This is a genomic window from Planotetraspora kaengkrachanensis (genome assembly GCF_016862895.1).
GTDB lineage: Bacteria > Actinomycetota > Actinomycetes > Streptosporangiales > Streptosporangiaceae > Planotetraspora > Planotetraspora kaengkrachanensis.
This window is the reverse complement of sequence record NZ_BONV01000069.1, coordinates 1-10,212: the sequence shown is the minus strand read 5'-3', so window position 1 is coordinate 10,212 and position 10,212 is coordinate 1. Positions and strand designations below refer to the sequence as shown.

Here is a 10,212-nt window from a genome sequence, read left to right as displayed (position 1 = left end):
AACCCCGAAACGGAACGATCGAGCGTTCATGACACCTCCCGAATGACGACACAAATCTCAGTGTTAACGCATCCCACCTGCGGTTTCTGCCGCGAGCTTCCTCCGGGGGGACCCGGTGCGGCTGCGCGGGCGCCCGGGCGCCCGGCGGATCCTGGGAGATTTCCTGCCGACGCGAGCAGCGGACGCGGCGTCCGCGCGTCTCTGTTACGTGGAAGTCGAACTGCTCGCCCATGGCGGGCCCAGACCCCTGGACCGGATCGACGTCGCGGTGTTGTTCGCCGATCACCATCTCGGCCTGGTACGGCTGGCCCTCCTCATGGTCGGGGACCTGCCGACGGCGGAAGACGTCGTTCAGGACGCGTTCGCCAGGACCCACGCCGGACGGCGGCGTCTGCGTGATCCCGACCGGGCTCTCGCCTATGTGCGTTCGGCGGTGCTGAACGGCTGCCGATCGGTGTTGCGCCGAAGATCCGCCGCGTTCCGGCGGCCCCTGCCGTACGAGGTGCCGATCTGGTCCGCCGAGAGCAGCGTGATGCTGGGCGAGGAGCGGCGCGAGGTGTTGCTCGCGCTCAGCGGCCTCCCGCGCAGGCAGCGGGAGGCGATCGTGTTGCGCTACTACTTCGACCTGTCCCATCAGGAGATCGCCGACGCGATGGGCGTAGGCGACAGCACCGTGCGTTCAGCCATCACCCGCGGGCTCGCCGCCCTCGGCCGTCAACTCGGTGAGGACACATGATCGACCAACGGCTACGCGAGGCCCTCTCAGAAGCGGCCGAGACGGCCCGGCTCCACTCGATCCGGCCGCTCCGCGTCCCATCGAAGCGCCGCCGGCCGAGGGTCGCCCTCCTGGCCGCCGTCCCCGCGGCCCTCGCGATCGGCATCCTCGCCTTCGTACGGCTCACGCCTCCCCCCATGGAAGCGGCGACAGGCGGCCCGCCTCCTCGGCTCTCGGCCTTCCTGTGCCTGAAGGACGACGTCTTCCCCCGATGTAAGGGGCACGGGGAGGCGACCACGGACGACCGCCGGAGGATCGAGCAGGTCCTGAAGTCGCTCCCCCAGGTCGCGTCGTTCGAATTCGAGAGCCAGGACGAGGCGTATCGCAACTTCCTGTCCAACATCGTGGCCTCGGCCGATACGCGGCAGCGGAAATGGCTGACTTCGGTGAGATCCGGGGACGTTCCGGCGTCCTTCCGGGTCACGGTCAAGTCCCCGGACGGCCTGGCGGCCGTCACCAGGGCAGTGGAGGCTCTGCCCGGAGTCTCGAACGTCGTCCCTGGACCGTGACCGCCCTTCGGCGGAGGCGGACAGCACGTCTTGCAGGCGACAGGGCCTTACGACGATCCTGCGTTCACAGAGAGTCCAGCCAGGCGATGAGCCGGGCGCCCTCGCGTGTCATGATCTCCGGGTCTCGCAGCGCGTTGGCCAGCACCGACATGCCCTGATACGCGCCGACCAGGGTCACCGCGAGCCCGTCGGGATCCGGTTGCCCCAGTTCGCGGAACCGGCCTGCCACCCAGTCCAGCAACAGGCGGATGAGATCACCTGCCGCGACGTCCAGGTCACCCTCCTCGCGCTTGCCCAGCTCGGCGGCGAGCGTCCCGGTCGGGCAGCCGTACCGCGCGGCCACCTCTCGCTGGGAGACCCAGCCCTCCACCAGGCCCTTGAGACGCTCGCGCGGGTCCGCCACGCGGTTCAGCTCACCGGTGACGAGCTCCAGCTGCTGTCCGTGCTCGGCGAGCGCGGCCGCGACCAGCTCGTCCTTGGTCTTGAAGTAGTAGTACACGTTGCCCACCGGGACGTCGGCGGCACGCGCGATGTCGGCGATGGTCGTCCGCTCGGCCCCCTGCCGGTGCACCACCTGGGCCGCGGCCGACATCAGGCGCCTGCGCTTGGCACCCGAGGCTTGCAGCCTCTGTGAGTTAGTCACCCGACTGACTATAGGCGCCGGACTCTGCTAGCGTCTTCTTAGTCAGCCAACTAACTCAGTTCGGAGAGGCTCAATCATGATCGTTGTCACGGGTGCCACGGGGAACGTCGGCCGGACCCTGGTGCGACTGCTGGCGGGGGCGGGCGAGCAGGTCACCGCCGTGGCCCGCCGCATCACAGGGGCCGACGTCCCCGAAGGCGTGCGCGCCGAGGCCGCCGACCTGGGTGACGTAGAAAGCCTGCGCCCGTCCCTGGAGAGGGCCGACGCGCTGTTCCTCCTGGTCGCCGGAGACGACCCGCAGGGGGTGGCGGGTGCGGCCAAGGCCGCAGGTGTCCGCAAGATCGTGCTGCTGTCCAGCCAGGGTGCCGGGACCCGGCCGCACGCCTACGAACACGCCGGACGGTTCGAGGCGGCCGTACGCGAGTCGGGGCTGAACTGGACGATCCTGCGTTCAGGCGGCATGGCCTCCAACGCGTACGCGTGGGCCGAGCCGGTCCGCCTCCACCGCACCGTCTCCGCGCCCTTCGGCGACGTGGGCCTGCCGTTCGTCGACCCCGACGACGTGGCGGCCGTGGGCGCGGCCGTACTGCGGGAGGACGGCCACGACGGCGCCACCTATCTCCTCACCGGGCCCGCCGCGACCAGCCCGCGCGAGCGGGCGGCGGCGATCGGCCGGGCCCTGGGCGAGCCGGTGCGCTTCGCCGAGCAGACCCGGCAGGAGGCCCACGAACAGATGGCACGGTTCATGCCGCTGCCCGTGGTCGAGGGGACGCTGGCCATCCTGGGCGAGCCCACTCCGGAGGAGCGGCGCGTCAGTCCTGACATCGAGCGGATCCTGGGCCGCGCCCCGCACACCTTCGGTGAGTGGGCCGCGCGCAACGCCTCCGCTTTCCGGTGACCGATTCTCCGGCTCGTTAGCCGATCTCCCTGTCACGCACCTTTACGTGCCTGACGGGGAGGTCGAATTTCTTTCCTTTTTGTGCGTGACGAACAAAAAGGTGCGGCGACGCACCTGGGAATCCGGCTCATGACGGGGTGTTCCAGTGGAGGTCCAGCAATTGCCGTGAACGAGGAACCATCTATTGAGTCCGTCAGAGCTCGTCGATATCCATTCCACCGACCCCTCTCCACCCGGCAGCCCGTCGGCTCGCGTCTGGGCGGGCGTGTCGTCGCTCGCGCTCGGTGCCGCCATCATCGTGACCACCGAGTTCACTCCCGTGGGGTTCCTGCCCGACGTGTCCCGCGACCTGAACGTGTCGCTCGGGACCGCGGGCCTCATGGTGCTCGTTCCCGGCCTGAGCGCCGCCGTCGCGGCGCCGATGGTCATCGTCGGCGCGGGCCGCCTCGACCGCCGCCTTCTGATCGTCGTCCTCAGCGTGCTCGTTCTGGTGTCGAACGGCGTCGCGGCCGTCGCCCCGAACTTCGGCGTCGTGGTCATGGCCCGCGTCTTCCTCGGTGTGGCGATCGGCGGGTTCTGGGCCGTGGTCCCTCCGCTCGGCTTCCGCCTGGCAGGCCCGCAGGCGGGAACACGAGCGACGTCGATCATCTTGGCGGGGCTGTCCGTGGGCACCGTCGTCGGCCTTCCCGCCGGGCAGTTCTTCGGCAACCTCATCGGATGGCGGCTCACGTTCGCCGCCTCCGCCGCTCTCGCCGCACTGATCGGCATCGGCCAGCTCATGGTCCTGCCGAGGATTCCCACGACGGGCCGGATGACCTTCGGCCACCTCGGTGAGGTCTTCCGCGTCCCGATCGCGCGGACGATCCTCATCGCCGGCGACGTCGCCGCGACGGGGCAGTTCGCGGCCTCCACGTTCGTGACGCCCTTCCTGCTGCAGAACGCCGAGATGAGCTCCGGCTTCGCCACCCTGCTCTTCGTCGCGTACGGCCTGGCGGGCGTCCTCGGCACGCTGGCCGGCCCGCCCTGGTGGAGCGCGACCGCATGCTGACCTTCGCCGGCGCGGCGGCCGCGTTCGGCGTCGTCCTCGCGTCGCTTCCGGCGCTCGCGGGGGCGCCGGCCCTCGTCAGCGTCCTGATCGGAGTCTGGGGCGCCCTGTGGGGCCTGGTACCGCTCGCCCTGCAGACGCACATGCTCACGGCGACCCCGCACGCCCCGGAGGCCGCCTCCTCGATCTTCATCACGGTGATGCAGCTGGCCATCGCGATCGGTTCAGGAGTCGGCGGCGTCCTCGTCGACTCGGCCGGGCTCTCCACCCTCTTCGTCGCCGCCGGGTCGGCCGCGATCGCGTCGGCGCTCTTCGCCCTTCTCACTCGGCACGGCCTGTGATTCCCAATGAAAGGAGTGCTCGCATGAGCATCGTCATCCACCAGTACGCCTTCGGCGACGCCGGCACCTTCACCGTGGAGCAGGAGAACGTCGGCGAACCTGGGCCGGGCGAGGTTCGCCTGCGCCAGCGGGCCATCGGCGTGAACTACATCGACCTGGCCTTCCGATCCGGCGCCATCGCCGGAAACGGCTTCCCGCGCACCATCGGACTCGAGGCGGCCGGTGACGTGGAGGCCGTGGGTCCCGGGGTGACCGCCTTCACGGTGGGCGACCGCGTGACGTACACGTCGGCTCCCGGCGCCAACGCGGAGAAGCGGCTGATCCCGGCGTCGTCACTGCTCCGTCTGCCCGACGGCGTCACCTACGAGCAGGGCGCGGCCATGACGGCCAAAGGTCTCACCGCCGGAGCGCTGATCACCAAGGCCTACCCGGTCGGCGAGGGAGACGTCATCGTGGTCCACGCCGCGGCGGGCGGCGTCGGCTCGCTGCTGGTCCGGTGGGCCAAGATCGCCGGAGCCGTCGTCATCGGCACGGTCGGCTCAGGCGCGAAGGTCGCCGCGGCCGAGGCGAACGGAGCCGATCACGTGTACGCCCTGGATTCGGGCGAGGACGTCGTCGCCGGAATCGAGCGGATGACCAACGGAAGGGGTGCGGATGCCGTCTTCGACGGCGTCGGGCGCGACACGGTCGGCCTCTCGCTCCGCGCCGTGGCGGCGGACGGGACCGTCGCGCTGTTCGGAGGCGCCTCGGGCCCGCCCGCGCTGGACACGGAACTGATATCCGGCAAGCGCATCACGGTGGTCCAGCCGAGCCTCGACTCCATGCTCCCCGGCCAGGAGCAACGCCAGTCGTTGCTCGACGAGATGTTCCGGCTGGTCGTCGCCGGCGACCTCGGAGGACCGGCCGTCACCACGTATCCACTCAGGGACGTCGCCCGCGCCCACCGTGATCTGGAGTCGCGGCGCACGACGGGTTCACTCGTCCTGACGGTCTGAGCAGACGTCGATCCTGACAGGGCCGGGCTCAGCGTCGCGCGGCCCTGTTGGCTTCGATCTCCCGCTGGTGGTCCTGCGCCCAGGCCACCATCGAGAGGGCGCGGCAGAGAAAGCTCTCGCCCAGCGGCGTGAGTGCGTACTCGACGCGCGGCGGTGTCTCCGGATACGCCGTCCGGCTCACCATGCCGTCGCCCTCCAGCGTCCGAAGCGTGACGGTGAGAATGCGATGCGAAATCCCCGGCAGCGCGTTCATGAGCGCCGTGAAACGAAGTGGACCATGGGCGAGCTCGTCGAGGGTCCGCATCGACCACTTCTCGCCCAGCCGTCCGAAGAGGTCGCGCACGAACGCGACTCTGCTCTCCTCCGGATCGCAGACATCGATCATCACTTCGCGTATGGGCTTGTCCATGTTCACCAGCTTCGGCGCCCGGCAACGACTGTTGGTTCTACAAGCCGAGGACCTTTCGTCCTATTCCCACCACATACGAAATGGCCAGGTGAGGGGCAGCTCAGGAAGACGTTCCGCTGTGGCCGGGTTCCGGCGCTCGGCCCTGTCGCCGGACCCTTGCGGTCGCGTCGGCGTACTCGTCGGCGGTCATGCCGAGGTGCGGGAACTGCTTGTTGAGGTCATGCTGGTCGTCGGCCCACTGCTGGTAGTCACGCCGTACGGCGGCCTCGTCGGAGTCGATGACTCGGGCGATCTCGGCCCAGGTGACCCCGGCCAGCAGCGCGTGGTGGATGTTGGCGGGATGGCGGACGGTCCGCGCGATGCTCTCCGCGAGCGCCAGCAACTCGATGTGCTCGGCCACGGTGAGCGGCGGCCGGTCCTCGGATCCGTGCCGGGCGGGGTCGTAGATCCCGCGGGCCACCAGTTCGGCCCGGGCCCGAGCGGACGCGTCCTGGGCGGCCAGCTTGTCGTATCGCTCCATCTGCCGGCTGACGGGCATGTCGTAGCGAGCGTCGCGCCAGGTCGTGTTGTGCTCAGGCATGGTCATGACGATTTCTCCAGGGCGGGGACGGCTTACCACCCTAACGACCCCCCGGACCGGCCGGGAGATCGATCGGCGTCCGACCCCACCGAGGCCGGGTGTGTGCTCAGAAGCTGATGACCGTGGCCTGTTCGAGCGTGAAGCGGAGGAACTCGTCCCTGGCGACCTGCAAGATGAGCCCGCGGCGGGTGAGCTCCTCTTCGGTTCCGTCGACGCGGGCCGCGTTGACGCAGGCTCCGACACGGACACCGTCCGCGATCAACTCGTCGACCTGTCGATTGAAGGTCGCGCCTGCCTCGGTGGCGTCCCCCTCGGAGAGGCGACGCTGGGCGGGCCCGAAACAGAAGACCTCCACGGTGCAGCCCCGCTCGGGAGCGACCTCCTGGATGCGCTGGGCGACACGGGTCCCGGTGGCGATCGAGTGGTCGTCGTCATGAAACACGTGAATGACCGTCTTGGCCACCGTTCCACCTTTCGGGTGTTTTCGACGAGCAGCCCGGCCACGCTAGCACCGATCTCAAAATTCGGGACACGCGTCTCACAATATAGACCTATGTGTATAGGTCCGCGACCTTCGCACCACCACGGGGGAAAGACCCGCCAGGTGATCACCTGGCGAGCCTTTCCACTGCTGAGGGCCTTGTCGTCGCACCCGCGCGGGTGCGACCTCGTTCACCGGGCCGGGTCAGGACGGGCATTTCCAGTCGACGGTGCCCACCGTGGTCACCACACCGCTGCCGTAGTCGACGGCGATGAGGGTGACAGGGTCGGTCTGGAGCGGCGAGCAGTTATGCCTGCCGAGATGCACCCACTCGTCGCCGACCTCGCCATTGAAGTAGACCTGGAGGCTCCCTACCCGATACCAGTGGTAGGTGATCCATTTTGACCCCCACTTATGGGTGGGTGGCCACGCGATGACCGCGTCTCCCAAAATCGCGACCTTGGCGGTCGGAGTGATGTTCGTTCCCATGGCGTAGAGGTCGAAGCCGTCGTACTCCCCTTCATGGTTCGGCACCTGGATGACGGATATGCCTCCGCGCGGAGTCGCCGTGGGGTCGACGAGCCATTGATAGGCCGACTCGTTGTCCACGGCCGTCTTGCTGCGATCCCTAGGCGTGGCGCACGTGTGATCCGACCAGTTGGCGAGTCGCCAGACGAAGCCGTCCTTGCAGTTCCCGTTCGGCAGGGTACGGCTCGGGGCCAGCGCGTTCTGATCGCGAACCTCGGTGCGCCTGTCCACTAGCACGCACACCGGGTCTTTCGCGGTCGCCTCCCGCCACACGGCTCCAATGTCACAGGTATAGGGGCCGTAAGGCAGTGGATCGGCGGCGGCCGGCAGGGCCGGGAACATGCTCGCGATCAGCGCCAGAATGGCGAGCAGAGCACCCGTCCTGCGGTGGCGGCGCCGGCCAGGCGGTGCTCCGTTCCGGCGTCGAGTGATGTGGGGGCGTCCGATTCCCATGCGATCCCTCCTGCTTGCCGTACGTGGATCGAGCTCTCGCATGTGATCGTCACGGACCGGCAGGCGCATGTCATGAGTGGAAACACCCGGCTCTACCCCCGTGCAGGCACCCAGCGGGCAGGAGGCTGACCCCAGCCAGGTGGGAACCACGCCCAGGAAACCCGGACCGCTTCGGAAGTTAGGTTTTTCTATCAAGCATTGACTTCCCTAATGGTATTAGATAATCCTTGGCCATGTAGATCGATGGAGGGAAGACGTGGACCGGCGGGCACGAAGACGCGAAGAGACCATCAAGGAGATCCTCGACCTGTCGGTGGAGGTCATGGCGGAAGAGGGCGTCGCCGCGCTGAGCCTGGCCGAGGTGGCCCGGCGGATGGGGATGCGGACGCCCTCGCTGTACCAGTACTTCCCGTCGAAGACGGCGATCTACGACGCGCTGTTCGGCCAGAGCGCCGGCGACCTCAACGAGACCCTGCACAAGGCCACGGCCGGCTTGGACGCGCTCGATCGCGTAAGGGTCGGCGCGTTGAAACTGATCGAGTGGACGCGGCGCAACCCGGTCCGCGCGCAGTTGCTGTTCTGGCGGCCGGTTCCCGGTTTCGCGCCGTCGGCGGAGTCCTTCGCCCCTGCCGTCGACAACGTCACCGAGGTGAGGGCCATCTTGGCGGACGCCGTCGCCGGCGGCCGTCTGCACCCCGCCGCCGCCACCGATGAGGGCGTCGCGCTACTGAACACCCTGGTGGCCGGGGTCGTCAGCCAGCAGATGTCCAACGAACCCGAAGCCCCGGTCGGCGAGGGCCGCTTCGAGCGGCTGGCGCCGACGATCCTGGACCTGTTCTTCACCCACTACGCACCTCACGGAGGAGGCGACCAGCCATGACAGCGGAGGCCGCAGTGCACGTCGGGTCCGTCCCGATGACGAGTCCGGCAGACGCGTACGAACTGCGAGCGGCGGAGCTCGCGATCTGGGACGGCCTGCTGGCCGATCTGACTCCGGCCGACTGGGACAGGCCCACCGTCTGCGACGCGTGGACCGTCGGCGACATCGTCCGCCACCTGGTCGCCCAGGCCGAGGAGCAGGTCCGGCCCTGGCTGTTCCTGCTGCGCGACCGCAAGGCGACCAGGGCCTATCCGGAACTGCCGCAGCTGGACGCGCACATGCGGTTCGGGGCCGCGCTCCACGCGGGCAGGTCCCGCCAGGAGGTGACCGAGCGTTTCCGGACACTGTGGACCCAGGCCAACCTGGTCATGCGCCGCCGCCCCGCCGCGCTCCGCCGCATGACCTTCCCCTCGGAGGACGCCCACTTCGGCGCCTTCCGGCTCTCTCTCGCCGAGGTCTACGACGTGTTCCTCCCGCGGGACCTGTGGATGCACCGCGACGACATCAGCCAGGCCGTCGGCAGGCCACTGGAGACCGGCGCCCACGACCGGCTCGTCGTCGAGCAGGTCCTGCGCGACCTGCACGCCCGCTGGTCCCTGCGTCCGGTGACGCTCGAGCTGACCGGTCCGGCCGGTGGCACCTTCGACATCGGCGACGGCACCCCCGGCACGACCGTCCGGCTGGACGCCGTCGAATACCTGCGTGCCCTCTCCGGACGCGCCGCCGCCCCCGCCGCCGCGGTCGTCACCGGCGACCGGGATGTGGCCGCACTCGTGACCACCGCGCGCGTCCCCTTCTGACCCCTCATCGGATCAGGGATCGGCCAGGCCGTGGCGGTAGGCGTAGGTGACGGCCTGAGCGCGGTCCCGGACGCCGATCTTGGCGAACAGGTTGTTGATGTGCGTCTTGACCGTGGCTTCGCCGATGAACAGGTCGGCGGAGATCTCGGCGTTGGTACGGCCCTGGGCGATGAGCCTGAGCACCTCGGCCTCCCGCCTGGTCAGCCCGTCCCGCAGGCCGTCGTCCCGCCGTGGCCGCTCCCTTTCGGAGGGCCCGGCGGGTGGGAGCACGGCCTCCACCAGGCGGCGCTGCACCGCGGGGTCGAGCTGGGCGTCGCCGCGCATCACGGTGGCCACCGCTCGGGCGATCTCCTCGGCGTCGGCGCTCTTGGTGAGAAACCCCCTGGCCCCGGCCTGAAGCGCGGCGAACACCGACTCGTCGTCCGAGTAGGTGGTGAGGACGACCACCTGGGTGCCCGGATGGGCCGCGCGGATGCGGCGGGTGGCCTCGACGCCGTCCATCCTGGGCATGCGCAGGTCCATCAGCACCACGTCCGGGCGTTCGGCCTCGACCAGCTCGACGGCGGCCTCTCCGTCGGCTGCCGAGCCGACGACCTCGACACCGGGCAGCAGCCCGAGCAGCAGGGTGAGCCCTTCGCGTACCACGGTCTGGTCGTCGACCACGACCACCCGGGCGGTCACGGGGCTCCTCGCCGTGCCGCAGGAGACGCGTCCGCCGGCGGTCTCAGTCGCACCCGGAACCGTCCCTTCCGCACGCCCGCCTCCAGTGTGCCGTTCAGCGGGGCGGCTCGTCCCCGCATGCCCTCTCGAGCCGTATCCTCCCCCGCCGCCCGTCTCGGACTGGGCGGCGGGGTCGTATGGCGGGCCGGTCAGGC

At 69.5% G+C, this 10,212-nt stretch carries 14 protein-coding genes; 8 read left to right on the top strand and 6 right to left on the bottom strand.

Going from position 1 to position 10,212, the window contains the following annotated elements; genetic code table 11:
• The first annotated feature begins 208 nt into the window (after positions 1-208).
• Together Pka01_RS40250 and Pka01_RS40245 are read left to right on the top strand one after the other, a co-directional pair.
• Positions 209-736 (top strand): SigE family RNA polymerase sigma factor, encoded by a 528-nt coding sequence (locus tag Pka01_RS40250; RefSeq protein ID WP_239116291.1) that lies wholly within the window; start codon positions 209-211, stop codon positions 734-736.
• Entirely contained in the window at positions 733-1,284 is a 552-nt protein-coding gene (locus tag Pka01_RS40245; protein WP_203888285.1) for a permease-like cell division protein FtsX, read from the top strand. Before Pka01_RS40250 ends, Pka01_RS40245 begins: the two co-directional genes overlap by 4 nt.
• 64 nt (positions 1,285-1,348) lie before the next feature.
• On the opposite strand, the gene Pka01_RS40240 is transcribed toward Pka01_RS40245, so the two are convergent.
• On the bottom strand, positions 1,349-1,927 hold the full coding sequence (locus Pka01_RS40240) for a TetR/AcrR family transcriptional regulator (protein WP_239116290.1): 579 nt from the start codon (positions 1,925-1,927) through the stop codon (positions 1,349-1,351).
• A 76-nt stretch (positions 1,928-2,003) separates the two neighbouring features.
• Between Pka01_RS40240 and Pka01_RS40235 the strand changes: the two genes are divergently transcribed.
• From Pka01_RS40235 to Pka01_RS40220, 4 genes are all read left to right on the top strand, one after another.
• Positions 2,004-2,825 carry an SDR family oxidoreductase gene (locus tag Pka01_RS40235; protein ID WP_203888284.1) on the top strand — a complete coding sequence of 274 codons (822 nt, stop codon included), beginning with the start codon at positions 2,004-2,006 and terminating at the stop codon, positions 2,823-2,825.
• Between the two features lie 184 nt (positions 2,826-3,009).
• Positions 3,010-3,873, top strand: coding sequence for an MFS transporter (locus Pka01_RS40230; protein ID WP_203888283.1), 864 nt, complete (start codon positions 3,010-3,012; stop codon positions 3,871-3,873).
• Positions 3,867-4,211: an MFS transporter gene (locus tag Pka01_RS40225; RefSeq protein ID WP_203888282.1), complete on the top strand. Its 345-nt coding sequence runs from the start codon at positions 3,867-3,869 to the stop codon at positions 4,209-4,211. The genes Pka01_RS40230 and Pka01_RS40225 overlap by 7 nt, the downstream gene beginning before the upstream one ends.
• A 23-nt stretch (positions 4,212-4,234) precedes the next feature.
• Entirely contained in the window at positions 4,235-5,206 is a 972-nt protein-coding gene (locus tag Pka01_RS40220) for a quinone oxidoreductase family protein (RefSeq protein ID WP_203888281.1), read from the top strand.
• Between the two features lie 28 nt (positions 5,207-5,234).
• Here the strand turns inward: Pka01_RS40220 and Pka01_RS40215 are convergent, their stop codons facing one another.
• The 4 genes from Pka01_RS40215 to Pka01_RS40200 form a co-directional block, all read right to left on the bottom strand.
• Positions 5,235-5,615: a winged helix-turn-helix transcriptional regulator gene (locus tag Pka01_RS40215; RefSeq protein ID WP_239116292.1), complete on the bottom strand. Its 381-nt coding sequence runs from the start codon at positions 5,613-5,615 to the stop codon at positions 5,235-5,237.
• Positions 5,616-5,715: 100 nt separating this feature from the next.
• Complete coding sequence (locus tag Pka01_RS40210) at positions 5,716-6,201, bottom strand: hypothetical protein (RefSeq protein WP_203888280.1); 486 nt, start codon at positions 6,199-6,201, stop codon at positions 5,716-5,718.
• 100 nt (positions 6,202-6,301) lie between these two features.
• Positions 6,302-6,658, bottom strand: coding sequence for a hypothetical protein (locus tag Pka01_RS40205; protein WP_203888279.1), 357 nt, complete (start codon positions 6,656-6,658; stop codon positions 6,302-6,304).
• A 222-nt stretch (positions 6,659-6,880) separates the two neighbouring features.
• The gene (locus Pka01_RS40200) at positions 6,881-7,657 is read right to left on the bottom strand and encodes a hypothetical protein (protein WP_203888278.1); all 777 of its coding nucleotides are present in this window, start codon (positions 7,655-7,657) and stop codon (positions 6,881-6,883) included.
• Between the two features lie 256 nt (positions 7,658-7,913).
• On the opposite strand from Pka01_RS40200, the gene Pka01_RS40195 reads away from it, so the two are divergent.
• A complete protein-coding gene (locus tag Pka01_RS40195; RefSeq protein ID WP_203888277.1) occupies positions 7,914-8,537 on the top strand; it encodes a TetR/AcrR family transcriptional regulator in 624 nt (207 codons plus the stop codon).
• Positions 8,534-9,337 (top strand): maleylpyruvate isomerase family mycothiol-dependent enzyme, encoded by an 804-nt coding sequence (locus tag Pka01_RS40190; protein ID WP_203888276.1) that lies wholly within the window; start codon positions 8,534-8,536, stop codon positions 9,335-9,337. Before Pka01_RS40195 ends, Pka01_RS40190 begins: the two co-directional genes overlap by 4 nt.
• Before the next feature lie 12 nt (positions 9,338-9,349).
• On the opposite strand, the gene Pka01_RS40185 is transcribed toward Pka01_RS40190, so the two are convergent.
• Complete coding sequence (locus tag Pka01_RS40185) at positions 9,350-10,018, bottom strand: response regulator (protein WP_203888275.1); 669 nt, start codon at positions 10,016-10,018, stop codon at positions 9,350-9,352.
• Positions 10,019-10,212 lie beyond the last annotated feature (194 nt).

Excerpts from the sequence above, each read along its gene's own strand:
- Pka01_RS40190 (WP_203888276.1), top strand. The coding sequence starts at position 8,534 with ATGACAGCGGAGGCCGCAGTGCACGTCGGGTCCGTCCCGATGACGAGT.
- Pka01_RS40220 (WP_203888281.1), top strand. The coding sequence starts at position 4,235 with ATGAGCATCGTCATCCACCAGTACGCCTTCGGCGACGCCGGCACCTTC.
- Pka01_RS40200 (WP_203888278.1), bottom strand. The coding sequence starts at position 7,657 with ATGGGAATCGGACGCCCCCACATCACTCGACGCCGGAACGGAGCACCG.
- Pka01_RS40235 (WP_203888284.1), top strand. The coding sequence starts at position 2,004 with ATGATCGTTGTCACGGGTGCCACGGGGAACGTCGGCCGGACCCTGGTG.
- Pka01_RS40210 (WP_203888280.1), bottom strand. The coding sequence starts at position 6,201 with ATGACCATGCCTGAGCACAACACGACCTGGCGCGACGCTCGCTACGAC.
- Pka01_RS40225 (WP_203888282.1), top strand. The coding sequence starts at position 3,867 with ATGCTGACCTTCGCCGGCGCGGCGGCCGCGTTCGGCGTCGTCCTCGCG.
- Pka01_RS40245 (WP_203888285.1), top strand. The coding sequence starts at position 733 with ATGATCGACCAACGGCTACGCGAGGCCCTCTCAGAAGCGGCCGAGACG.
- Pka01_RS40215 (WP_239116292.1), bottom strand. The coding sequence starts at position 5,615 with ATGGACAAGCCCATACGCGAAGTGATGATCGATGTCTGCGATCCGGAG.